At 72.7% G+C, this 23,217-nt stretch carries 19 protein-coding genes and 1 pseudogene; 14 read left to right on the forward strand and 6 right to left on the reverse strand.

What is annotated here, in order from left to right:
- Positions 1–6 precede the first annotated feature (6 nt).
- Positions 7–1,221 (forward strand): acyl-CoA dehydrogenase family protein, encoded by a 1,215-nt coding sequence (locus tag ACIP4X_RS13505; RefSeq protein WP_358731517.1) that lies wholly within the window; start codon positions 7–9, stop codon positions 1,219–1,221.
- A 39-nt stretch (positions 1,222–1,260) separates the two neighbouring features.
- On the opposite strand, the gene ACIP4X_RS13510 is transcribed toward ACIP4X_RS13505, so the two are convergent.
- Positions 1,261–1,914: a GNAT family N-acetyltransferase gene (locus ACIP4X_RS13510; protein WP_391454855.1), complete on the reverse strand. Its 654-nt coding sequence runs from the start codon at positions 1,912–1,914 to the stop codon at positions 1,261–1,263.
- Positions 1,907–4,000 carry a penicillin acylase family protein gene (locus tag ACIP4X_RS13515; protein WP_391454856.1) on the reverse strand — a complete coding sequence of 698 codons (2,094 nt, stop codon included), beginning with the start codon at positions 3,998–4,000 and terminating at the stop codon, positions 1,907–1,909. The genes ACIP4X_RS13510 and ACIP4X_RS13515 overlap by 8 nt, the downstream gene beginning before the upstream one ends.
- Before the next feature lie 244 nt (positions 4,001–4,244).
- On the opposite strand from ACIP4X_RS13515, the gene pstC reads away from it, so the two are divergent.
- The 11 genes from pstC to ligD all read left to right on the forward strand — a co-directional run bounded on the left by pstC (position 4,245) and on the right by ligD (position 18,133).
- Entirely contained in the window at positions 4,245–5,489 is a 1,245-nt protein-coding gene (gene pstC / locus ACIP4X_RS13520; RefSeq protein ID WP_391454857.1) for a phosphate ABC transporter permease subunit PstC, read from the forward strand.
- A gap of 1 nt (position 5,490) precedes the next feature.
- Positions 5,491–6,771 carry a phosphate ABC transporter permease PstA gene (gene pstA / locus ACIP4X_RS13525; RefSeq protein ID WP_391454858.1) on the forward strand — a complete coding sequence of 427 codons (1,281 nt, stop codon included), beginning with the start codon at positions 5,491–5,493 and terminating at the stop codon, positions 6,769–6,771.
- A gap of 263 nt (positions 6,772–7,034) precedes the next feature.
- Positions 7,035–8,783 (forward strand): phosphate ABC transporter substrate-binding protein PstS, encoded by a 1,749-nt coding sequence (gene pstS / locus ACIP4X_RS13530; protein WP_358731526.1) that lies wholly within the window; start codon positions 7,035–7,037, stop codon positions 8,781–8,783.
- 29 nt (positions 8,784–8,812) lie between these two features.
- The gene (locus tag ACIP4X_RS13535) at positions 8,813–11,485 is read left to right on the forward strand and encodes a hypothetical protein (protein ID WP_358731527.1); all 2,673 of its coding nucleotides are present in this window, start codon (positions 8,813–8,815) and stop codon (positions 11,483–11,485) included.
- A gap of 201 nt (positions 11,486–11,686) precedes the next feature.
- Positions 11,687–13,678 (forward strand): Ig-like domain repeat protein, encoded by a 1,992-nt coding sequence (locus ACIP4X_RS13540; RefSeq protein WP_401348278.1) that lies wholly within the window; start codon positions 11,687–11,689, stop codon positions 13,676–13,678.
- An 82-nt stretch (positions 13,679–13,760) separates the two neighbouring features.
- Positions 13,761–14,669 carry a sortase domain-bontaining protein gene (locus ACIP4X_RS13545; RefSeq protein WP_358731531.1) on the forward strand — a complete coding sequence of 303 codons (909 nt, stop codon included), beginning with the start codon at positions 13,761–13,763 and terminating at the stop codon, positions 14,667–14,669.
- Positions 14,670–14,788: 119 nt separating this feature from the next.
- On the forward strand, positions 14,789–15,571 hold the full coding sequence (pstB, locus tag ACIP4X_RS13550) for a phosphate ABC transporter ATP-binding protein PstB (protein WP_358731617.1): 783 nt from the start codon (positions 14,789–14,791) through the stop codon (positions 15,569–15,571).
- A gap of 81 nt (positions 15,572–15,652) precedes the next feature.
- The gene (locus ACIP4X_RS13555) at positions 15,653–15,997 is read left to right on the forward strand and encodes a DUF3147 family protein (protein ID WP_358731533.1); all 345 of its coding nucleotides are present in this window, start codon (positions 15,653–15,655) and stop codon (positions 15,995–15,997) included.
- Positions 15,994–16,461, forward strand: a complete 468-nt coding sequence (locus ACIP4X_RS13560; protein WP_358731535.1) for a DUF3147 family protein — start codon at positions 15,994–15,996, stop codon at positions 16,459–16,461. The genes ACIP4X_RS13555 and ACIP4X_RS13560 overlap by 4 nt, the downstream gene beginning before the upstream one ends.
- A gap of 114 nt (positions 16,462–16,575) precedes the next feature.
- On the forward strand, positions 16,576–17,193 hold the full coding sequence (locus ACIP4X_RS13565) for a DNA polymerase ligase N-terminal domain-containing protein (protein WP_401348281.1): 618 nt from the start codon (positions 16,576–16,578) through the stop codon (positions 17,191–17,193).
- 37 nt (positions 17,194–17,230) lie between these two features.
- Positions 17,231–18,133, forward strand: coding sequence for a non-homologous end-joining DNA ligase (gene ligD, locus ACIP4X_RS13570; protein WP_391454860.1), 903 nt, complete (start codon positions 17,231–17,233; stop codon positions 18,131–18,133).
- Positions 18,134–18,148: 15 nt separating this feature from the next.
- Here the strand turns inward: ligD and ACIP4X_RS13575 are convergent, their stop codons facing one another.
- Positions 18,149–19,675, reverse strand: coding sequence for an FAD-dependent oxidoreductase (locus ACIP4X_RS13575; protein ID WP_358731541.1), 1,527 nt, complete (start codon positions 19,673–19,675; stop codon positions 18,149–18,151).
- Between the two features lie 108 nt (positions 19,676–19,783).
- On the opposite strand from ACIP4X_RS13575, the pseudogene ACIP4X_RS13580 reads away from it, so the two are divergent.
- Both ACIP4X_RS13580 and ACIP4X_RS13585 read left to right on the forward strand, forming a co-directional pair.
- Positions 19,784–20,345: pseudogene (locus tag ACIP4X_RS13580) on the forward strand (endonuclease).
- A gap of 67 nt (positions 20,346–20,412) precedes the next feature.
- Positions 20,413–20,757 carry a DUF6480 family protein gene (locus ACIP4X_RS13585; RefSeq protein ID WP_401348285.1) on the forward strand — a complete coding sequence of 115 codons (345 nt, stop codon included), beginning with the start codon at positions 20,413–20,415 and terminating at the stop codon, positions 20,755–20,757.
- A 25-nt stretch (positions 20,758–20,782) separates the two neighbouring features.
- Here the strand turns inward: ACIP4X_RS13585 and ACIP4X_RS13590 are convergent, their stop codons facing one another.
- The 3 genes from ACIP4X_RS13590 to ACIP4X_RS13600 all read right to left on the reverse strand — a co-directional run bounded on the left by ACIP4X_RS13590 (position 20,783) and on the right by ACIP4X_RS13600 (position 23,126).
- A complete protein-coding gene (locus ACIP4X_RS13590) occupies positions 20,783–21,922 on the reverse strand; it encodes an enolase C-terminal domain-like protein (protein WP_401348288.1) in 1,140 nt (379 codons plus the stop codon).
- A 98-nt stretch (positions 21,923–22,020) separates the two neighbouring features.
- Positions 22,021–22,950, reverse strand: coding sequence for a ThiF family adenylyltransferase (locus tag ACIP4X_RS13595; RefSeq protein ID WP_358731547.1), 930 nt, complete (start codon positions 22,948–22,950; stop codon positions 22,021–22,023).
- Positions 22,947–23,126 carry a hypothetical protein gene (locus tag ACIP4X_RS13600; protein WP_159024817.1) on the reverse strand — a complete coding sequence of 60 codons (180 nt, stop codon included), beginning with the start codon at positions 23,124–23,126 and terminating at the stop codon, positions 22,947–22,949. Before ACIP4X_RS13600 ends, ACIP4X_RS13595 begins: the two co-directional genes overlap by 4 nt.
- Positions 23,127–23,217: the final 91 nt, after the last annotated feature.

Raw genomic sequence — 23,217 nt, forward strand, 5'->3', positions numbered from 1 at the left:
CCGGACATGGACTTCGCGTTCGACGCGCGCACCGAGGAACTCCGCGCCAGGCTCCTGGCCTTCATGGACGAGTACGTGTACCCGGCCGAAGCGGTGGCCGACGAGCAGCGGGCCGCGCTCGCCTCCCCGTGGGACACCCCTGCCGTGGTCGAGGAGCTCAAGACGGAGGCGCGCAGGCAGGGCCTGTGGAACCTCTTCCTGCCGGACGCCGGGCACGGCGCCGGGCTGACCAACCTCCAGTACGCCCCGCTCGCCGAGATCACCGGCCGCTCCCCGCACCTGGCACCCGTCGCGCTGAACTGCGCGGCGCCCGACACGGGCAACATGGAGGTGCTCGCGCAGTTCGGCGACGAGCGGCAGCGGAAGCAGTGGCTCGAACCGCTGCTCGCGGGCGAGATCCGTTCGGCGTTCGCGATGACCGAGCCGGAGGTGGCCTCCTCGGACGCCACGAACATCACCACGCTCATCGAACGCGAAGGCGACGAGTACGTCATCACCGGCCGCAAGTGGTACATCTCCGGCGCGATGAACCCGGACTGCAGGATCTTCATCGTGATGGGCAAGACCGACCCGGACGGCCCGGACATCCGCCGCCAGCAGTCCATGGTGCTGGTGCCGCGCGACACCCCCGGCGTCACCGTCCGGCGGGCGATGCGGGTCTTCGGCTACGAGGACCACTCCCACGGCGGCCACGCCGAGGTGGTCCTCGACCACGCGCGCGTGCCCGTCTCCCACCTGATCGGCGAGGAGGGGGGCGGCTTCGCCATCGCCCAGGCCCGGCTCGGACCGGGCCGTATCCACCACTGCATGCGGCTGATCGGCATGGCGGAGCGGGCGATCGAGCTGATGTGCCGACGGGCGGTGTCCCGCACCGCCTTCGGCAAGGCGCTGGCCCAGCAGGGCGTGGTCCACAACTGGATCGCGGACGCGCGGGTCACCGTGGAGCAGTTGCGGCTCCTGGTGCTGAAGACGGCCTGGCTGATGGACACCGTCGGCAACAAGGGCGCGCACACCGAGATCCAGGCCATCAAGATCGCCACACCCCGTGCGGTGGTCGGCATCCTCGACCGGGCCATCCAGTTGCACGGCGCGGGCGGGTTCAGCCAGGACCTCCCCCTCGCCGAACTGTACGCGGCCGCGCGCACGCTGATGATCGCCGACGGTCCGGACGAGGTGCACCAGCGGTCGCTGGCACGGCGCGAGTTGAAGAAGTACCTGTGACGCGCGGAGGCCAGGGCCGCCGGCGGTGCCGCGCTCCGGTCACGCGGAGAACGCCGCCTCCTGTGTGAAGAAGGCCAGTTGGGCCTTCTTCTCCGGCAGGTACACGTCCGGCAGGTCCACTTCGGGCAGGGTGACGAGAGGTCCGGCGGTGAAGCCCTCGCGGAGGAAGCGGGCGACGGCCCTGTCGTTGCGCACGTCGGGGTCGACCACGGCACGGGTGCGGCCCAGACCCCGCAGGACGTACGACAGCAGGGCCGCCATCAGCCGGGAGGTCCACCCGGACCGCTCGGCGCCCGGCGCGGCGGGGGCCAGGAGCAGATGGATGCCGAGGTCGCCGGGTTCGACGGCGTAGCACTCGCCGACGCGGTCGGCGGACGGTTCGTAGGTCTGGAGGAGGGCGACCGGTTCGCCGTCCTTCACGACGAGGAAGGCGTGGTGGGTGTCGAGGCCGGCCATATGGGCGTAGATCCCGGCCACCTGCTCCTCGGTGAGACCGGTCATGCCCCAGAACACGGCCCGTTGCCCGCTCACCCAGCGGTGGACCACCCCGGCGTCGGCCCGCGCGTCCAGCGGCAGGACACGCACGGTGCCGAAGCCGTCGAGGTGCCCCTCGTGGACGGCCTCGCGGGAGGCGTACGGGCGGTGCGGGGCGTCCACGGTGTGCGCGGTGCTCACGCTGTGCGCGTCAGACATCGGTCTCCTCGCTCTCCTTCTTCATACGCTCCCAGTCGGTGACGACCGGGACGAGCTTTCCCACGCGCCACAGGTGCAGTTGGTCACGGTGGTGGGGCGAGCCGGGGATCCCGGACGCGCCGAAGGGGACCACCCACCGGCTGTCCTCGCGGCGCGCCAGGTCCCACACGTACCGGGCGGCCGGCCCGCGCGCGGCCAGGTCGGTGAGGCCGGGGACGGCGGAGGTGCACAGCACGCAGTCGTGGTCGCCGGACAGTCCGGGTTCGTCGTACGGCGTCCCGGGCGGCAGCGCCCGCCAGGGAGCGAGGCGGTGGGTGTCCCCCCAGGTGCCCGCGGGCGGCCGGGCGGCCGCCTCCTCGACCGCCTCGCGGACGACGGACGGCCGGTCGATCCCGTACAGCTCCTCGGCGGTCAGAAGGTGTTCGAGGGCGTGGGCGACGCGTGGGAGCAGGGCCAGCCAGGGCAGGAAGACCTCCGGGTACGCGGGCGGGTGCGCCAGCGCGGCGAAGGCGGGGTGGGCCGCGAGCCGGCGTACGACCGCCGAGCGTACGGACGCGAAGAGGGCCGCGCCGGCGCTGTCGGCGTCCATGCGGCGGTCCCACCGCAGGAGCCTGTCCCGCAGGGCGGCCCCGTCGCTCAGGCCGTCGAGGGCGGCGAGGTGTTCCAGCAGGGGCGCGGCGGAGGCGAGCAGGGTGTCGGTGTGGAGCACGGAGACGTCGGCGGCGGACCACCGCCGGCGCTCGCCGAGCAGGGCCCGGATACGGTCGGCGCGGTGCGACGGGGCGAACTCGACACCCAACGGACCGGCCGGACCGCGCTGATTGGCCATGACGGCGACGCCGTCGGTCAGTCCCGCGCGTGGCGGCTCGTGCCATCCCCGCCAGTCGTGGCCGGGCTCCCAGGCGGGCACCACACGGATCCGGTTGGCCTCGGACCGCACCGGCACCCGGCCGGCCACCCGGTGCAGCAGCCCGCCCTCGGTGTCGGCGGCCTGCACGACGTTGACCGGCTCGGCCCACCGGTCCACGGCCCGGTCGACGTCGGCCACCCGGCGGGACCGCAGCAGGGGCAGCAGGGCCTCGAACCCGAGGTCGCCGGTGACACGGGGCGGGTAGCGCAGGCTGATCGCGACCGGGATCGCGCCGGACTCGTCCGCACCGTCGTCCAGCCCTTCGGGGCCGCCGATGACGACGGGGCCGCGCTCGGTCTCCAGCACCTCCACCTCGACCGGTTCCTCTCCGGCCACCTCGATCGTCCCGGTGTGCCGGGCGGCCCGCCGCCACACGCCGTCCGGACCGAGCGCCTCGACGCCGGCGCCGGTGCGCCGCAGCCGTTCCCGGTACAGGTCCTGGTAGTCGGCCATGGCGTTGGTGATGGCCCAGGCGACCGTGCCGGTGTGCCCGAAGTGGGCGATGCCGGGGACGCCGGGCACGGCGAGGCCGACGACGTCGAACTCGGGGCACGCCAGGTGGATCTGCTGGTAGACGCCCGGCTCCTCGATGAAGCGGTGCGGATCGCCCGCGATGATCGGCTGCCCGGTGACGGTCCGCTCGCCGGCGACGAGCCAGCCGTTGCTGCCCGAGGTGCCGGGGCCGTCGGTGGCGAACAGGCCCACCGCGTCCGCGTCGAGACGGGTCACCGCCTGCTCGCGCCACAACTTGGCGGGGAAGCCCGCGAAGAGGATGTGGGTGGCGAGCCAGACACCCAGGGGCGTCCAGGGCTCCCAGCGGCCGGGCCTGAGGCCGGCGCGGGTGAACTCCGGGGCCGTGGCGGCCGCCAGTCCGGCGTTGACGCCGTCCACGTACGCCCGGACCCACTCCGCCGTCTCCGCGTCGCGTCGCTCCAGGGCCGTGAAGCAGCGGCGGGCGGTGTCGTCCAGGCGGGCGCGCCGCGCGAACCGGTCCCAGGGAAGGGCCGAAGGACCGAGGAAGGACGCCGAGGTGCCCTGTCCGCGGTGCCGCTCCACCTCCAGTTGCCAGGACCGGTCCAGGGCGGTGACGCGGCCCTGGGCGCGGGCCAGTTCGGCCACGCCGCCCGCACGCAGGTGGGGTATGCCCCAGTCGTCACGGTAGACCTCGGTCGTCACCCCACACCCCTTCGTTTCATTTAGGTAAGCCTAACCTAATTCATTCCTGGCGGAATCCTACGCGTCCGCACCGTGGAGAGGCACTCGAACCCCCGCACAGGGCTCGCACAGAAATGGCATGTGCCGTTCACCGGACGGCCACGCGACGCGCGTTGAGGCGACAAGGTCCGGCCCTTGAATTCCCTTGCGCGGGCCGACCGGTCATCGCACGGCGACATTGTTTCCACAGTGGGGGGAACCACAGGTGGCGGCCACGCACCATGGGCCCGGCGGTAGGAATGCGGACGGACCGGGCCCGGACAGAGCAGACTCCGAGGCATCGGTTTCCGACAGAGCGGAGTCCGACAGACCGGAGTCCGTCATATCGGCGTCCGACGGATCGGCTCCCGACAGATCGGGGCCTGACGGATCGGCGTCCGACGGATCGGGGTCCGACGCATCGGGGTCCGACGCTGGGCAGTCCGGCAGGCCGGAGCCCGTCGAAGAGCCTTTCGGCCGGCCGGAGTCGGATCAACCGTCGCCCCGGCGGACCCGGGGCGCGCGCGGGTTCGGTGACCGGGTCTTCCGCCTCCAGCTGACGGCCACCGGAGTCGTCGTCCTCGCCATCATGGCGGGGGTCGGCCTGTTCCTGCTCCTGAGGGCCGGACAGGCGCTGCGCGTCGCCAAGTTCTCGTTCCTCACCACGGCCGCGTGGCAGCCGGACGTTCACAACTTCGGCATCGCGGCCGTGCTCACCGGAACCCTGCTGATCGCCGCCGTCGCGGTGATCATCTCCGTTCCCCTGGCCATCGCGACGGCCTTGTTCATCTCGGACGTGGCCCCGCGGAAGCTGCGCCGCTCCCTGGTCACCATGGTCGACCTGATGGCCGCCGTGCCGTCGGTGGTGTACGGGCTGTGGGGGCTGTTCCTCCTCCAGGAGAACGTCATCGGGCTGTCGCGCTGGCTGTCCGACTGGTTCGGCTGGATACCCCTCTTCAAGGTGGACGGCACCCAGCCGGGCGACCCGCTCGCCTCCGCCAGCGTCTACACCGCGTCCACCTTCGTCGCCGGCATCGTCGTCGCCCTGATGGTCACGCCGATCCAGTGCTCGGTGATGCGCGAGGTCTTCGCGCAGGCACCGGCCGGCGAACGCGAGGGCGCCTACGCGCTCGGCGCCACCCGCTGGGGGATGATCCGCGCGGTCGTTCTGCCCTACGGCAAGGGCGGCATCATCGGCGGGACGATGCTCGGCCTTGGCAGGGCGCTCGGCGAGACGATCGCGGTCTACATGATCATCTCCCCGGTCTTCGTCATCCAGCCGCACATCCTGCAGACCGGCGCGAACTCGGTCTCCGCGTTGATCGCGCTGCACTACGGCGACGCCTCCCCCTTCGGTATGTCGGCGCTGATGGCGGCGGGCCTGGCGCTGTTCGTACTCACCCTGGCGGTCAACTTCACCGCCTCCACCATCGCGGCCCGCTCCCGTTCCGGCGCACAGAGCGAGGCATGAGATGACCGTCGTCCAGGACACCGCCCACGACACCGTCGAGGACTCGGTACCCGCCGGCACCGCCGGGTCCGCCGAACTCCCCGACCAGCCACGCCGGATCGGCGGCCTGACCCGCTCGGGCGTGCTCGCCCTGTGCGGCGCCGCACTCTCCGGGTTCTGCACCGCCGTGCTGCTGTTCGGCCAACTCGCCCCGTTCTCTGGCCTGCTGGGGTTCACGGTCACCGCCTACGTCGGCTTCCTCGTCTGCTACGCGGTGCTGACCGGACTGGAGGAGGACGGGCAGGCGGTACGCGACCGGGTGATGACCGTGGTGCTGTGGACAGCGGCCACGCTGCTGTTCCTCGCGCTCGCCCTCGTCGTCGGCTTCACCGCCTGGCGCGGGCACGAGGCGCTGGGGCACCTCAACTTCTTCACCGAGGACATGCAGTCCACGGGCCCGCTGGACCCGCTGGAGCACGGCGGTATCGCCCACGCGATGCTCGGCACCCTCATCCAGATAACCATCGCCCTGGCGATCACCGTGCCGCTGGGCCTGGCCTGCGCGGTCTACCTCAACCAGATCCCGGGCCGCTTCTCCCGGTTCGTACGGACCATCGTGGAGGCGATGACGGCGCTGCCGTCGATCGTGGCCGGCCTGATGGTGTACGCCACCTGGATCCTCGGCCTCGGCATGCAGAAGTCCGGCCTCGCGGCGGGCTTCGCGATCAGCGTGATGATGCTGCCGATCGTGATCCGTGCGGCGGACGTCGTACTGCGGCTGGTGCCCGGCACGCTGACCGAGGCGGCCGAGGCGCTGGGCGCTCCGCGCTGGCGCACCGTGTGGCACGTGGTCCTGCCGACCTCGCGCTCCGGGCTCGCCACCGCGGTGATCCTCGGCACGGCCCGCGGTATCGGCGAGACCTCGCCCGTACTGCTCACCGCCGGCTACATCGCGGCGATCAACGCCGATCCGACGGACGGGCCGATGATCTCGCTGCCGCTCGCCGTCTTCACCCTCGTCAAGTCGCCCGAGCCCACGTACATCGCGCGAGGTTTCGGCGCGGCGGCGGTCCTGATGACTCTGGTCCTCGTGCTGTTCGCCGTCGCCCGGGTGATCGGCGGACGCGGCCCCGGCCACCTCAGCCGCCGGCAGGCCCGCCGCGCGGCCCGCGCCTCGCGCCGTGACGTGGAGCGTTTCACCGAACTGCACGCTCCCGCACTCCCGTTGTTCGACAGCGTCCCGCAGACCACCGACCCGTCCGCCACACCCTTCGGCGGACACAAGCCCGGAGAAATCGACTGATGCGCAGTCACCTGCCCCTTCGTCCGCGCCTCCTTCGCGCGCCGGCGATCTCAGTGTCGCGGCAGGCACCGTTCGCCCCGTCGCGACGCCCGGCACGCTCCCCCAAGCTCTTCGAGCAGGGGGGACCCCCACTCACCGCACCGGCCGAAATCCCAAGTACGTCCAGTACGAGGCCTTCCGGCCGGCACGCCGACAGCACGCACCGGACGCCGCGACGTCACGGGCGAACACTGCCTGCCGCGACACTGTGCGCGCTGCTCGCCATGATCGCCGGGCTGCTGGCCGGCCCGCTCGCGGCGACCGCCGCCGCCGAGAGCTACACCCCGATCGCCGGAGCCGGCTCCACCTGGGCCGAGAACGCCGTCGACGAGTGGCGCCGCGCCGTCAACCAGTACGGCATGCGGATCAGCTACGCCGGCACCGGATCCTCCGACGGCCGCCGCCAGTTCCTCAGCGGCACGGTGGACTTCGCGGTCTCGGACATCCCGTTCCAGACCAACCCGACCGACGGCTCCGCCGCCGAACGGCCGGGCACCGGGTCGTACGCCTACATGCCGATCGTGGCCGGCGGCACCGTCTTCATGTACCACCTGACGGTCAACGGCCAGCGGGTCACCAACCTCCGGCTCTCCGGCGACGTGGTCACCAAGATCTTCACCGGCGCCATCAAGTCCTGGGACGACCCGGCGATCAAGGCCGACAACCCCGGTCTGCAGCTGCCGCACCGCCCCGTCGTCCCGGTGGTCCGCTCGGACGGTTCCGGCTCGACGGCCCAGTTCACGCTGTGGATGACCAACCAGCACAAGGCCCTGTGGCAGGACTACTGCCGCAAGGTCGGACGCTCCGGCGCGTGCGGGCAGACCTCCTACTTCCCGACCGTTCCCGGCATGATCGCCCAGTCCGGTGACCTCGGTGTCGCCGCGTACGTCTCGCAGAGCTACGGCGAGGGCGCGATCGGCTACGTCAACTACTCGTACGCGCTCAACGCGCACTACCCGGTCGCCAAGGTCCTCAACCACGCCGGCTACTACACCGAGCCGACCCCGCAGAACGTCGCCGTCTCGCTGCTCCAGGCGAGGATCAACACGAACAAGAGCTCGCCGGACTACCTCACCCAGCAGCTCGACGGCGTCTACAACGACCGGGACAAGCGCAACTACCCGCTCTCCAGCTACTCGTACATGATCCTGCCGCTGAAGGTGCAGGGCACGTTCACCAAGGAGAAGGGCAAGACGCTCGGCGCGTTCTCCTACTACTTCATGTGCCAGGGCCAGCAGCAGGCACCCCAGCTCGGCTACTCGCCGCTGCCGATCAACCTCGTCCAGGCGGGCTTCGACCAGATCCGCCGGATCCCCGGTGTGCAGACCCAGAACATCAACATCAAGGGCTGCAACAACCCGACCTTCACCGCCGACGGCCACAACAAGCTCGCTGAGACCGCGCCCTACCCGGCGGAGTGCGACAAGAAGGGCTCCTCGGCCTGCACCACGGGCAGCGGCGGCGCCAAGTCCGGCGGCGGCTCCGGAGGTTCGGGCGGCTCCTCGGGCGGATCCACCGGCGGCGGCACGAACGGCGGCTCCACCGGCGGCGGTTCGACCGGCGGCGGGACCGTCGGTTCCACCGGCGGCGGTTCGGCGACCGGCGGCACGGGCGGCGCGGGTGGCACGGGCGGCACGGGCGGCACGGGCGGCACGGGCGGCACCGGTGGCGCGGGCGGCACCGGACAGCCCTCCGTCGACCCCGACACCGGGCAGACCCTCGCGCCCGGCGGCGCGTCCGGCGGCGGGGGCGGGGGCGGGGACACCACGGTCGCCGACGGCACCATCGCCCTGTCCCAGCCGGTCACGGTGGCCGGGCGTTCCGGCTGGACCGGCACTCAGACCCTGATGCTGATCACCGCCCTGCTGCTGCTCGGGCTCGTCCTGCTGCCCTCCGTCGTCTCCCGGGCGATCGCGGCCCGCAACGGCGGCCGCGGCGGCCACGACCGGTTCACCAACGGGGGTCCGCGATGAGCAGGGACACAAGAGGCAGGGCGGCGCGCGTGCGCGGACTGCTCCTGCGACTGGTGGCCGGGGCCGCCGCCGGCGCCCTCGCGGGCCTCGGCGTGGCCCAGGCCGCCCAGCCCGCGACCGCCGCGAGCGGCACGGCCGGCACCGGCTCCGCCGTGACGGTCTCCGGGCGCGGCGAGTTCAAGGACATGAAGTTCACGGTCGACCAGACCACCCGCCTCACCAGCCAGGCGATCACCGTCTCCTGGACCGGCGGCACCCCGACCACATTCGCGGGCACCTGGTTCAACACCGACTTCGTGCAGATCATGCAGTGCTGGGGCGACGACGACGGCACCGTCCCGGGCAACCCCGGCCCACCGCGCACCCAGTGCCAGTACGGCGCCTCGCCGACCACCGACCGCGGCGGCTGGCCGGGCAACGAGCGCGACGACACCCGCAAGGTCACCTACAGCGCCTCCCCCACCAGTTACGGCGAGGACGACCGGTACGGCGCGGGCGCTCCCCTGGGCCAGGGCGAGGTTCCCTTCACGTCGGTCGACGGCACGGTGGTCACCGCCAACACCCAGAACAACCCGTTCTACAACCGCAACACCACCAATGAGATCGACTTCGCCCGCACCGGCGCCGACGGCACCGGCCGCGAGTACTTCGAGGTGCAGACCGCCAACGAGGCACCGCACCTGGGCTGCGGTGCCGAGGTCGGCAAGAAGGGCACCACCCGCCCGCGCTCCTGCTGGCTGGTGATCGTCCCGCAGGGCCACCTCGACCTCGACGGCGAGCCGTACGCCGACCGGAGCATCGTCAACGCGGGCTCGCCGGTCTCCTCCACCAACTGGAAGAACCGCATCGCCGTCCCGCTGAGCTTCAACCCGGTCGGCAGCGGCTGCGCCCTCGGCTCCGACGAGCGGCCCACCATGGGCAGCGAACTCGTCGCCGACGCCATGACGAGCTGGCAGACGGCCCTGTGTCCGACCGGCACGGTCTACGGCTACACCAAGCTCGGTGAGCCCGACGCCCGCACCCGCCTCGCCGACACCGGCTCCGCCGGACTCGCCTTCACCACCCGGGCCCTGGGCGCCGACGAGGGCACCACCGCGCCGTCCGGCCCCACGGCCTACGCCCCCGTCGCGCTCTCCGGAGCCGTGATCGGCTTCACCATCGAACGCAGGCCCAAGGCGGGTGCCCCGGACGACATCCGCAGGCTCGCCGGGACGAAGGTCGACTCCATCGACCTCACGCCCCGCCTGGTCGCCAAGCTGCTGACCGAGTCGTACCGCAACTCCCCCTGGGGAGCGGTGCTCGGCGACCAGGTCGCCAAGGGCTACGACTGGGCGAGGAACAACCCGGCGGGTCTCGCGAGCGACCCCGAGTTCATCTCCCTCAACCCGGAGTTCGAGCATCTGTCGGTCTCCGAGACCCCGGCCACCGACACCGACCTGCTCACCTCGCTCGGCCACTCGGACACGGCCCGCGCGCTGTGGCAGTGGATCCTGTCCGACAAGGACGCCCGCGGCTTCCTCGCGGGGACGGCCGACGACTGGGGCATGCACGTCAACCCGTACTACAGCACCGACGCGCACCTGAACCCGACGGGCGTGGCCTACGAACCGGACCACGCCGACGACTACCCCAAGAGCGACCCCTGGTGCACGATCCCGCCGGGCACCGGCGCCACCGACAAGCAGTGCATGACCGACTTCCACCCCTACGTGTCCGACATGCACTCGGGAGCCCTGCACACCCGGCGCGCCGACACACTGTGGAAGGCGACCTGGGACGCGCTGGCCAACCCGCCCGCGTACAAGAGCACCGGCCCGCAGACCGTCGGATCGCGGTTCGTCATCGCGGTCACCGACGCGGCCTCCGCCGATCGCTACGGGCTGCAGACCGCCCGGCTGCGCAACGCCGCCGGCCACTTCACCGCGCCCACCACGGCGGCCCTCACCGCCGCCGTCGCAAGCGCCGCGGGCAAGGGGGCGCCGGAGATCAGCCCGGCCCGGGCCACGGCCGAGGGCGCCTACCCGCTCGCCCAGCTCGTCTACGGCGCGGCACGACCGGGCAAGCTGGACGCCGCCGCCCGCAAGGACTACGCGGCCCTGCTGCGGTACGCGGTGGGCGACGGGCAGATCAGCGGCGCCGACCCGGGCCGGCTCCCGGCCGGTTACGCCCCGCTGCCCAAGGACCTGCGCACCCGCGCACTGCAGGCCGCCGACGCCCTCGAGCACTACACCGCGCCCCCGTCCCACGGCGGCGGGACGGAAGGCGGCTCGTCCGGAGGAAACGGGGGCTCCGGTTCGGGCGGCTCCGACTCGGGCGGTCTCGGCACCGGCGGTGCCTCGGGCTCCGGGGGCATGTCGGACGGCGGTGCGGCCGGGGGCGGCACCGGCTCCGGCGGCACCGGACCGGACGACCGGAACGCGAGCCCGACGCCCAGCGGCGCTCCCTCGTACGACGGCGGCAAGGTCGTCCAGACCACGGCCTTCGGCACCACCCCGGACGACCCCGCGAACGCGCTGCGCTACGCCGTCCCGGTCGGTGCCGGACTCGGCGCCGCCGCCGCGGCGGGCGCGCCCTTCGCGGGCGGCAGCCGGCTGCGCCTCCCGCTGCGGGTGCCGCTCCCCGGTGGCCGCACGGTGACCGTCGTACCGGCGTTCACCCTGCCCGAACGGCTGCGGAGGCTGCTGCCGCCGGGCCGGGGCTGACCCTCCGACCGGAGCCGGGCCTTCCGGGGCCCGGCTCTCCACAGACGACCGCCCGCCCCGAAAGGCAGTCGGGGCGGACGGTCCGCACCACCCTGCCAGATTTCCGGCGTGCTCTCGGCCGGCTCGACGCAGGGCACCCCCACGGCACCTCCCCCACACCCACCGCACAGCACATCCACGCACACCGTCAGGAGACTCTCGATGCGCAGAATGCGCTCTACGGCCGCCCTCGTCGCCGCCGCCGTGGTGACCGGTGGCCTCGCTCTGGCGAGCCCGGCGTCCGCCGATCCCACCCCCTCAGGGACGTTCCGCCAGCTCGTCGGCGTGGGCTCCGACACCACGCAGGACGTGCTCAACGCCCTCGCCGGTGACGCCCCCCGCTACGCCGCCTCCGCCATCAAGTCGGAGGGCGGCGCGGGCATCGCCTCGTACGACGCGGTCGAGCCCGGCACGGGCTCCACCACCTCCAAGATCCAGACCCGCACGGGCGGCCCGTCCTTCCTGCGCCCCAACGGCTCCGGCAAGGGCCGTCTGGCGCTGAGCATGTCGCTCACCGGCGACAAGTTCCCCGACACCAACGGTGCCGCCATCAAGGGCCAGGTCGACTTCGCCCGCTCCTCCGGCGGCCCCAGCACCTCCGGCAGCGCGCTCACCTACATCCCCTTCGCCCGGGACGCCGTCGGCGTCGCGGTGCGCGGCTCGGCCCTGGACAGCCTCACGGTCGAGCAGCTGCACGACATCTACGCGGGCAACCTCAAGCAGGTGAACGGCCAGACCGTTCACCCGTACATCCCGCAGAACGGCTCCGGCACCCGCTCGTTCTTCCTCGGCACGATCGGTCTCAACGACTCGACGATCGACCCCAAGATCCCGACCGTCCAGGAGAACCAGGCCAACGACGCCATCACCGTCGACGGCGCGCTCGTCCCGTTCTCCGTGGGCAGCTGGATCGCCCAGATCAACGAGGTCGCCCCGGACCACAGCAGGGCCGCTGCCGCCCTCGGCGCCCACCTCGCCTCGGTGCAGCTGCCCGGCGACAAGGGCGTCACCAGCCCGGTGACGACCGTCAACGGCAAGCTGGAGCCGGTCCGCGGCTACTACGAGAACGCCACCTTCGGCCGGGACGTCTACAACGTCGTGCCCAGCCGGGCGATCGACCCCACCAGCATCTTCTTCGACAAGGACCTCTACGACGTCTTTGTCACCGACAGCGGCCACACCGCGCAGATGGCTAGCGACAACTCGCAGAAGGTCATCGCCGACTTCGGCTTCATGAACGAGTCGTACAACGGCTCGGTAAACCCGGCCAAGCACGCCAAGTTCGGCGGTCTCGAGCAGTCGGGCGTCGACCTCAGCGCACCTGCCGCGCCGACCCTCAAGGCCACCCCCAGCACCGGGAACCTCGCACTGACCTGGACCGCCCCGGCCGCCCCGGGCCTGCCGGTCACCGACTACCGCGTCACGCTGACCCGCGCGGACGGCACCCTCGTGGCGGCCAAGGACGTCCCGGTCACGACCACGTCGTACACGTTCAGCGGTCTGGCCAGCGGCAAGTACACCGCCACGGTCGCCGCCGCCAACCTCAACGGCGCAGGCGCCCCGGCCGCCTGGACCGGCGACGTCAACGTCAAGTCGGCGAGCACCACGCAGGCGAGCGCCGCGGCGACCGCCTACGGCAAGGCGCCGAAGGTCGCGGTCACCGTCACCGGCCCGAAGGGCGTCGTCCCGACCGGCAAGGTCACGGTGAAGGAGGGCTCCACCACCCTCGGTACCGGCACCCTCAACTCGTCCGGCAAGGTCTCCGTCGGCCTGTCGAACCACCTGAAGGTCGCGACCCACAAGCTGACCGTCTCCTACACCGGCGACAGCAAGCTCAACACGTCCTCGGCGACGGTCTCGCTGAAGGTCACCAAGGCGGCGCCGTCGGTCGCCGTCACCCGGCCCGCCTCGGTCAAGCACACCGACCGCGCCAAGGTCACCGCGAAGGTCACCGCGACCGGCACCACGCCGGCCGGCACCGTGCGCGTCTACGACGGCTCCAAGGTGATCGCCACCGGCACGCTGAAGGCCGGCAAGGTCACCGTCACCCTGCCGAAGCTGAGCCGCGGCAAGCACACGCTGCGCGCCTACTACGTGGGCTCCTCGACGGTGAACGCGAAGAACAGCGCGAACTTCACCATCAAGTCCACCTGACCCCGCTGCCGGGGAGGCCGCCGCGACGGCGGCCTCCCCGGCGGTACGCAAACCCCACGAACCATGAAGGAGGCGGGCCGCCGTGACGGTCGCCGTACAGACCACGCCCGCACCGGCCCTGCTCCGGACCCGCGTCCGGAGCGTCCCGGCCGTCCGCCACATCGCCCGGGGCGCGCTGCTCAGCCTCGCCGCCCTGCTGCTCGGCATCACCGCTCAAGTGCTGTTCCTCAGCGGCGTCCAGGAGCGGGCCGCCCAGCACACGGCGTACGACGAACTGCGCAACGCGCTCGCCCTGGGCACGGGCCCGGTCTCCCAGACCGACCAGCAGGGCAGGCTGCTGGCGCCCGGCACACCGGTCGCCCTGATCGACGTCCCCTCCCTGCGTCTGCGCCAGGTGGTCCTCGAGGGAACCGACTCCGCCGTCATGACCGACGGCCCCGGCCACCGTCGCGACACCCCGATGCCCGGGCAGGCCGGCACCAGCGTGCTGATGGGGCGGGCAGCCGCCTACGGCGGCCCGTTCGGACGGCTGGCCGACCTCGCCGAGGGCGACAGGTTCACGGTGACGACCGGCCAGGGCGAGGCGAAGTACCGGGTCGTCGGCGTGCGGCGGGCCGGAGACCCGGCGCCCGCCCCGCTCGCCTCCGGCCGGAGCCGTCTGGTGCTGGCCACGGCCACCGGTCCGGCCTACATGCCCGGCGGCATCCTGCGCGTCGACGCGGACCTGGTCTCCGCGCCCTTCGAGACCCCGGCGGCAGTGATCAGGCCCGGCACGCTGCCGGAGGCCGAGCAGCCGCTGGCCCGCCCCTCCGGGGTGCCGTGGCCGCTGGTGATGTGGCTCCAGGCCCTGCTGGTGGCGGCCGTCGCCGCGGTATGGACCTGGCACCGCTGGGGCCGCCACCAGACGTGGATCGTGTTCGCGCCGGTCGTCGCCCTGCTGGGACTCCAGGTCGCCACCCGGACCACCGAACTGCTGCCCAACCTGACGTGACCGCTTCCCGAGCCCTGCCGCGAACCGAGGTACCCGCCGTGACCGAAACCACCGACTCCCTGACCGACACGGTCGTCCTGCCCCCCGTCGAGGCCCTCCCCGCCGCGCCGGACGGGCCGATGGCCGCTCCCGCGACGCTCGACGCCCGCGCGGTGTCGGCCTGGTTCGGCAGCCACCAGGTGCTGAGCCGGGTGTCCCTGACGATGCCGGCCGGCCGGGTCACCGCGCTGATCGGCCCCTCCGGCTGCGGCAAGTCGACGTTCCTGCGCACCCTCAACCGCATGCACGAGCTGATCCCGTCCGCGGCCTTCGCGGGCGAGGTGCTCTTCGACGGCGAGGACATCTACGCCCCCGAGCGGCGCCTGACCGACGCCCGGCGGCGCATCGGCATGGTTTTCCAGAAGCCCAACCCGTTCCCCGCCATGTCGATCTACGACAACGTGGTGGCCGGCCTGCGTCTGACGGGCACACGCGCGAGCCGCCGCACGAAGGACGAGCTGGTCGAGGAGTCCCTCACCCGCGCCGGCCTGTGGAAGGAGGTCAGGGACCGCCTCCGCCAGCCCGGCGGCGCGCTGTCCGGCGGTCAGCAGCAGCGCCTGTGCATCGCCCGCGCGCTGGCGGTACGCCCCCGGGTGCTCCTCATGGACGAACCGTGCTCGGCGCTCGACCCCACCTCCACCCGCCGGGTCGAGGAGACCATCCAGGAACTCGCCGGGCAGGTGACGGTCGTGATCGTCACCCACAACATGCAGCAGGCGGCCCGCGTCTCCGACCAGTGCGCCTTCTTCCTCGCCGAACAGGGCACCCCCGGCGGCATCGTCGAGCACGGCCCGACCGAGGACGTCTTCGGCACGCCGAAGGACCAGCGGACGGCGGACTACGTGGCGGGCCGGTTCGGCTGACGGTCCCGAGAGGGGAGGAGGTTCGGCGCGCTGCCCGCGTGGGTCGTTGCGCGAACGCCGCTCGCCCTTGAGGTTGTCAGGATGAAAACCCTGCTCGAGATCGTCCTGAAACCTTTCATCGGTGGTCTGCTCGTGGTCGGTTTCGCCCTGGTGGCGGAGGCCGTCCAGCCCAAGCGGCTGGCCGGGATCTTCGCCGCCGCCCCCTCGGTGGCGCTGGCAGGGCTGATCCTGACGGTGGTGTTCAAGGGCGACCTCGACGCGGCGACCGCGGCACGGGGCATGGTCGCCGGAGCTCTGGCGTTCACCGCGTACTGTCTCGTCGAGGTCCCGGCGCTCGGCAGGTTCGGAGCCATGCGCGGCTCCGCGGCGGCCCTGGTCGTGTGGTTCGCGACAGCGGCCGCCATCGCCTTCGCGGTGGCGCCGTGAGGCCATCTCCGCGGCCCGGAGGCGGGAGCGGACAGGGGGCCGAGGACGACGACCGGGTGCGGGTGGACCTGCGGGCCGCCACGCGCACACCGCGCAAGGACCTGTTCCTCCGGTTCGGCTTCGGTGCGGGCGTGTCACTCCTGGCGGCCGTCGTGTCGCGGCTGTTCGGGCCGTTCGTCGGCGGCGTGTTCCTCGCCTTCCCCGCCATCCTGCTGGCCAGCCTGACCCTGGTGGCCGAGGAGGAGGGGCTGACGAGCGCCCGCGACGACGCGCGTGGCGCCACCCTCGGCACCGTGGGTCTCGCCGCGTTCGCCGTGGTCGCCGCGGTTCTCCTCCCTCAGCACTCGGCGTGGCTCGCGCTCGGAGCCGCGACGGCGGCGTGGCTCGCGGTGTCGCTCGGCGCCTACGGGCTCGCGCGGGCGACGGGGTACGGGGGCGACGAACGCTCCCCGGCGAACAAGTGACGCGGTGCCCCGGGCCGACTGTCGGCGCCCGCGCACGCGCGGGTTTGGCCGGGCGGCTCGCGGCCACCCGGGTGCCGAAGCCGGAGGCGCCCGGCCCGCGAGGAAGGAAGGACCATGCCCGCCTCGGACACGCTGGCGGAGTACCGCCGGAAACGGAACTTCCACGCGACCCGGGAGCCGAGTGGTGAGGGCCGGTCCGAGTCCGGTCCCGGGCCCCGGTTCGTGGTGCAGATCCACGACGCGAGCACCATGCACTTCGACTTCCGGCTGGAGGCCGACGGGGTGCTCAAGTCCTGGTCGGTCCCCAAGGGACCGTCCGGTGACCCGCACGACAAGCGGCTCGCCATGCCCACCGAGGACCACCCGCTGGACTACCGGAACTTCGAGGGTGTCATCGCCGAGGGCGAGTACGGCGCCGGCACGGTGATCATCTGGGACGAGGGCACCTTCCGGAACCGCAGCACCGACAAGGGCGGCCGGGAGATCCCGTTCGCCGAGGCGCTGGAGCACGGCCACGCTTCGTTCCGGCTCAACGGGAGCAAGCTGCACGGCGATTGGGCGCTCACCCGGTTCCGTCGGGGCGACGGGGGCGAGCGTGAGGCGTGGCTGCTGGTCAAGTCCCGTGAGACCGAAGGCGCCCGGCAGCACACGCCCGATCCCCGCCGGGCCCGGTCGGTTCGCTCCGGGCACACCCTGGGGCAGGTCGCCGCGCTGGAGGGCGAGAAGGGGTGAGCGTCCGGACCGGCACGACGTGTGAGCGAGGTGCGCCATGACCGCGGCCGAGATCCGGGCGGGCAACCGCACCGTCGAGATCAAGCGGGCCGACAAGGACATGTTCCCGGACGACGGCATCACCAAGGCCGGCCTGGCCGGCTACTACCGGCGCGTCGGCCGGCGCATCCTTCCGCAGCTGCGGGGCCGCCCCCTGATGCTGGAGCGGTACCCGGACGGGATCGACGGCGGCCGGTTCATGCAGAAGGACACCCCGGACTACTTCCCCGACTGGGTCCACCGCTGCGAACTGCCCAAGGAGGACGGCACCGTCACCTACCCGGTCTGCGACGACCTGGCGAGCCTGCTCTACCTCGTCGACCAGGCGTGCGTCACCCCGCACCGCTGGCTGTCCAGGGCCGACCGCCCCGACAACCCCGACCGGCTGGTCTTCGATCTCGACCCGCCCGACGGGGACTTCGCGCCCGTACGGGAGGCCGCCGCTCTCCTGCACGAGCTGCTGGACGAACTCGGTCTGCCCTCCGCCCTGATGACCACCGGCTCACGCGGGCTGCACGTGCTGGTGCCGCTGGACCGCCGCGCGGGGTTCGACGAGGTGCGCGCGTTCACTCACGACGTCGCCGAACTGCTCGCCGCCCGGCACCCCGACCGGCTCACCACCGCGCCGCGCAAGCAGGCCCGCGAGGGCCGGCTGTATCTGGACGTCCAGCGCAACGCCTACGCGCAGACCAGCGTCACCCCGTACGCGGTCCGCGCGCTGCCCGGCGCTCCCGTCGCCGCGCCGCTGAGCTGGGCGGAACTGGACGACCCCGAACTCGGCCCGCGACGCTGGACGTCGGCCACCATCGACGCCCGTCTGCAGGACGGCGATCCCTGGCAGCCCGCACTGCGCCGCGGCCACGCGCTGGGCCCGGCGCGGCGCAGGCTCGAAGCGATCTGATCACGCGGCCGATGTTCAGATCTCCCGCTTCCTCAGCGGGTGCACGGCGGGGCCCTGGAGGATCTGCCCGTCCGGAGCGAAGCGGGAGCCGTGGCACGGGCATTCCCAGGCCTGTTCGGCGCTGTTGAAGGACACGATGCAGCCGAGGTGGGTGCAGCGGGCGGAGACCGCCTGAAGTTGACCCTGTTCGTCGCGATGGACCGCGTACTGCCGTCCGTTCACGCGGACGACGGCGCCCTTGCCCCGGGGGATGTCCTTGAGCGCCGGTTCCGTCAGGGACGGCAGCCGGTCGCCGACGAAGTGCTTGGCGACGTGGGCCTGGTGCTTCAGGAACGAGGTGCCCTCGCGGACCACGGTGGCCAGGCGGCGAGGATCGTAGAGGCCGCTCCACTCGACCGTGCGGCCGCTGACGAGTTCGCTGAGCAGGCGGCCCGCCATGATGCCGCCGCTCAGGCCCCAGCCGCCGAAGCCGGTGGCCACCCAGGTGTGGCGGCTGCCGGCGTGGAGCGGTCCGACCAGGGGGACCGAGTCGGTGGAGTCGTTGTCCTGGGTGGCCCACCGGTGGGTGTACGTGAGCCCGGGGAAGCGTTCGTCGGCCCAGGCGGACAGCCGGGTGAACCGCTCCTCGACGTCGGTGGCGCCGGGGGTGAAGTGCTCGCCGGTGACGATCAGCAGGCGCCGGCCGTCCCCGTACGGTGCGGTGCGCACGGACCGCGTGTTCCGCTCGGGCGTGATGTACATGTCGCGCGGGGCACGCTCCTCCGCGAGCGGTGCGGCGACGACCAGTTCGCGGCGCGGGGAGAGCCGGGCGAAGAGGAGGGCGCGGTCGAAGACGGGGAAGTGGGTGGCGATCACCACCTCGTCGGCGCGGACCGACACGCCCGCGTCGGTCGTCAGGACGCAGGGCTCACCCTCGGTGAGGCCCACGACGCGTGTCCCCTCGTGGACGGCGCCTCCGCGCCGGCGCAGGTCGTCCGCGAGGGCCAGCAGGTACTTGCGGGGGTGGAACTGCGCCTGGTCGGCCACCCGGACGGCGCCGGCGACCTCGAACGGCAGCCCCGTCTCCGTGACGAACTCGGCCGGCAGGCCCGCCTCGTGCGCCGCGTCCGCCTCCGCCCGCAGCTTCTCCACGTTCCGGGGACTCTCGGCGTAGGTGCAGGCGGCGGCCTCCTCCCACTCGCACTCGATGCCGAGTTCGCCGACGATGCCGGCCGCGTGCCGGATGGCCTCGGTCTGCGAGCGCGCGTACAGCCGCGCGCCCTCGGGGCCGCGGGTGCGGCGGAGGTGGTCGTAGATCAGGGTGTGCAGTGCGGTGAGTTTGGCCGTCGTGTATCCGGTGACCCCGGCGGCGATGCGGTCCGCCTCCAGGACGGCCACCTCGCGTCCCTCCCGTACCAGTTCCCAGGCCGTGCTGAGTCCGGCGATGCCGCCGCCGACGACGGCGACCTCGACGGTGATGTCACCGGACGGAGGGGGTGCCGGGTCGCCGGGTGGCGCGGTTTCGAGCCAGTAGGAGCCCCGGATTCCTGTCTCGTCGTTCATGGCCGGCCGAGTTCCCCTCGCACGGGCCCGCGGAACCGTCGGGTTTTCGGTCGCCGCACCCGTGAAACCCGCACTGCGTCCCCCGGGACGTACCCGTCCTTCGCCGACATAGCGAGGCGTCATGAGCTCCACGACCAGGAATTCGTCCTGGCCGTCCTGCTCAGCGCCCGGATCAGGGCGGACATCGCCGTGGCCGCCGCACGGGCGCTCTTCGAGGCGGGCCTGCGCGACGCGCGCTCGATGGCGAAGGCGTCGTGGCAGCAGCGTGTGGACGCGCTCGGCGAGGGCGGGTACCGGCGCTACGACGAGCGGACCGCCACCCTGCTGGGCAAGGGGGGCGGAACTGCTGCTGGAGCGGTACGGGGGCGATCTGCGCAGGCTGCGCGGTGAGGACGACCCGAAGAGGGCGCTCCAGGACGTGCCGGGCCTCGGGCCGACGGGCGTCGACATCTTCCTGCGGACCGTCCAGACGGTGTGGCCGGAGTTCGCGCCCTATGTCGACCGCAAGGCGCGGGACGGTGCCGAGCGGCTCGGTCTGCCCACCTCGCCGGAGCACCTCGCGCATCTGGTGAGCAAGCGCGAACTGGCCCGTTTCACGGACGGGCTGGTTCATGCCGCGCTGGACAAACCGCTCGTCAATGACGTCCTCGCGCGGGCGAAGGCCGCGTAGCGGAGCGGGTTCGCGCAGCCGGTCCGCGGAGTTGGTCCACGTATCCCCCAGACGAAGGGCTGAGGTCATGAACGCCAAGCACGCACACCGGGCCGGTGGTGCGCCCACCGGCCACCGCGATCCGCCGTCGCCCGGGACGGCACCGGAAGAGCCGCCCCGGCCGGGCGCGGAGAGCGACCCGGCGGCCGAGGAACACGGGCGGCCGGTGGAGGGTCTGGCCGTGCCGGAGGACACCGCCATGGCCCCGGGCGCCACGCCTCCCGCCGAGTCCGGGGTGTCCGGGCTGGGCGCCCCGGAACGCGAGGCCCTGAGCAAGGGATGGGCCGCCGCGCCCCTCACCGTGATCTGGGTCGTCGTCGCACTCGTCGCCATCGGGCTGCTGGCGATGGCGGTCGTCCTGGCGACCAGCTGACGACGTGGGCCGTCGACGCCGGTCGTCACCGCGATCGGTACGGGCGTGCTCGCTCGGCGTCGATGGTGAGGCCCAGACCGGGCGCGCCGTCCCGGCCGACGGCGAGGGCGCCTCCGGCGGGGTCCAGCACGCCGTCGAAGAGGAGCCGCTCGATGCGGACGTGGTCGTGGAACCACTCCACATGGCGCAGGTTGGAAACGGTGGCGGCGACGTGGGCGTGGGCGTGCGGTGCGCAGTGGCCTGAGATGTCCAGGCCGTGTGCCTGGGCGAGGGCGGCCACGCGCAGCCATACGGTGATGCCGCCGCACCGGGTCACGTCGGCCTGGGGACAGTCGACGGCACCGGCCGCCAGCATGCGGGCGAAGTACGGGAGCGTGTAGCCGTACTCCCCCGCCGCGAGGTCGGGGGTGATCCGGGCGCGCAGCGCGGCGAGTGTGCCGAGGTGGTCGGAGGAGACGGGTTCCTCGAACCACGTCACGCCCTCGGCGTCGAGCGCGGCGGCCACCCTCACGGCCTGCTTGGCGCTGTAACCGCCGTTGGCGTCCACGTACAGGTCGACTGCCTCGCCGATGGTGGCGCGGGCCAGCGCCACGCGCCGCCGGTCCCGTTGTTCCCGCTGTCCCCAGGGCTCCCCGATCTTGATCTTGACGCGGGGAATCCCCTCGTCCTCGACCCAGCCCCGTAGTTGCCGGTCCTGCTGCCGGTCGTCGTAGGTCGTGAAGCCCCGGCTGCCGTACACGGGCACGTCGTCGCGCGCCGCGCCGATGAGGTGCACGAGGGGCAGGCCGAGCACCCGGGCCTTGGCGTCCCACAGGGCGATGTCGACGGCCGAGACGGCCTGCGCCGCGATGCCGGGCAGACCGGCGTGGCGCACAGCGCGCCGCATGGCCTCGTTCGGATACGGCACGTCGAGGACGCAGGCACCGGTGACCACGCCGGCCAGCAGATCGTCGACGACAAGCGCCGCCGCCGCGGGGGCGTAGGTGTACCCGAGTCCGGTGTCGCGGCAGCGGACGGTGGCGAGGACAAGCGTGGTGCTGTCCCAGGCAAGGGTCCCGTCCGCCTCGGGCCCATCGGCCGGAACGGTGTAGACGGCACTCTCCACGCACTCCACAACCTGCTTCCCACTCACCACAACACCTCCCGCCACCGGGTACCCCGGCATCGCGGAGGAACAGGGAAACGGGGGAACACCGAGGCGCTACGGAGCCACCCGCGTACTCGGCGATCCGGCCACCCGCGTCGATGCGGCCGATCCGGGACCTACATGTGCCTGCCGTGGGCGACCGAGACGATGAAGAGGATCACGATGCACAGCACGACGGCGGCGAAGACGGGCCAGCCGCGTGCCTTGGTCTCCTCGCCGGGCCGACCGCCTGCCGGGGAGGAGGCCACGTGGCGCCAGCCGTGGCAGGCGGCGCACGGGGTGGCCGGGAAGGGGACGCGGACGTTCTGGCTGCTCAGGCCGGCCGTGGGGAAGGTGGCCCGGACGCCTGGTGAGGTCGGCGTCAGTCCGTGGAGGTAGATGGCGGTGCGCCGCGGGTCGAGGATCGCCGAGCGGTCGTCGTCGGGGTGGGCCAGCGCGGTCACGACCTGGGCCGTGGCCAGGGCGACGAGCTGGATGTCCACCCGGGCGCCGCGGGCCGCCTGGGTGTCGGCGGTGCCCTGCCGGAACGCGACCGCGCACTCGTAGCAGGGCGTGCGCCTGCCGGGAAGCACCCACAGGATCTCGCCGACCTCGGCGTCGCGGATCCTCGGATCCACCCAGACCGCCGGGTAGGCCGCGGGCCTGCCCACCGCGAGGGCCACGCGGTTGACGTGGCGCTGGCACACGGCCGAGTCGGTCGCCGCCACCACCACGTTCGCACCACCCACCAGTGACCGCTGCCGCTCCGCGGGCAGTTCGAGAAAGTCCGCGTGGTGGCCGGTGGCGTCGCAGGAGGGGAAGTCGCGACGGATCTTCGCGGCCAGTGCCAGGGCCTTGGGCTGTCCCAGGGCCGGGGCCCCGAGCGGGTGGCGGATCAGGTTCTCCACCGCGAGCGTGTCGGGGTCGACCAGCCGGAGCGGGCTGAACCCGATCCGGGCGAGTTCCTCGGCGAGGAATCCGCCGACCGCGCCCGTACCGACGATCAGCACCGCTCCCCTGCGCCGCCGGTGGCGCGCCCAGACGCGGTCCTCGGGCGGAGCGGTCAATCGAAGGTCCAGCGAGCCACGCGCACCGGGCCCGGCCCGGTCTGCTCGTCGCGGTCCGAGTCCTCCTCCGGCTTCAGCTCCCCGGTGTCGGCGTCGAGGAACCACTCACGCTCACTGGCGCGTCGCTGTTCCTCCGTCAGCTCGGCCTTCCGCAGGGTCTCCGGTGCTGCACCCATGAGAATCCCTCCCGCCAGTTCTCTCGTTTCCCTCATTGCCGTTCTCGTGCATGACCCTTTCCACGCTACGCGCCGGTAGCGGCGCCGCATC

Origin of the sequence: Streptomyces sp. NPDC088817 (assembly GCF_044750345.1) — a bacterium.
Taxonomy (GTDB): domain Bacteria; phylum Actinomycetota; class Actinomycetes; order Streptomycetales; family Streptomycetaceae; genus Streptomyces.

Excerpts from the sequence above, each read along its gene's own strand:
- ligD (WP_391454860.1), top strand. The coding sequence starts at position 17,231 with ATGACCGCGGCCGAGATCCGGGCGGGCAACCGCACCGTCGAGATCAAG.
- ACIP4X_RS13575 (WP_358731541.1), bottom strand. The coding sequence starts at position 19,675 with ATGAACGACGAGACAGGAATCCGGGGCTCCTACTGGCTCGAAACCGCG.
- pstB (WP_358731617.1), top strand. The coding sequence starts at position 14,789 with ATGGCCGCTCCCGCGACGCTCGACGCCCGCGCGGTGTCGGCCTGGTTC.
- ACIP4X_RS13540 (WP_401348278.1), top strand. The coding sequence starts at position 11,687 with ATGCGCAGAATGCGCTCTACGGCCGCCCTCGTCGCCGCCGCCGTGGTG.
- ACIP4X_RS13585 (WP_401348285.1), top strand. The coding sequence starts at position 20,413 with ATGAACGCCAAGCACGCACACCGGGCCGGTGGTGCGCCCACCGGCCAC.
- ACIP4X_RS13510 (WP_391454855.1), bottom strand. The coding sequence starts at position 1,914 with ATGTCTGACGCGCACAGCGTGAGCACCGCGCACACCGTGGACGCCCCG.
- ACIP4X_RS13565 (WP_401348281.1), top strand. The coding sequence starts at position 16,576 with ATGCCCGCCTCGGACACGCTGGCGGAGTACCGCCGGAAACGGAACTTC.
- ACIP4X_RS13590 (WP_401348288.1), bottom strand. The coding sequence starts at position 21,922 with ATGCCGGGGTACCCGGTGGCGGGAGGTGTTGTGGTGAGTGGGAAGCAG.
- ACIP4X_RS13555 (WP_358731533.1), top strand. The coding sequence starts at position 15,653 with ATGAAAACCCTGCTCGAGATCGTCCTGAAACCTTTCATCGGTGGTCTG.
- pstA (WP_391454858.1), top strand. The coding sequence starts at position 5,491 with ATGACCGTCGTCCAGGACACCGCCCACGACACCGTCGAGGACTCGGTA.
- pstS (WP_358731526.1), top strand. The coding sequence starts at position 7,035 with ATGATCGCCGGGCTGCTGGCCGGCCCGCTCGCGGCGACCGCCGCCGCC.
- ACIP4X_RS13600 (WP_159024817.1), bottom strand. The coding sequence starts at position 23,126 with ATGGGTGCAGCACCGGAGACCCTGCGGAAGGCCGAGCTGACGGAGGAA.
- ACIP4X_RS13505 (WP_358731517.1), top strand. The coding sequence starts at position 7 with ATGGACTTCGCGTTCGACGCGCGCACCGAGGAACTCCGCGCCAGGCTC.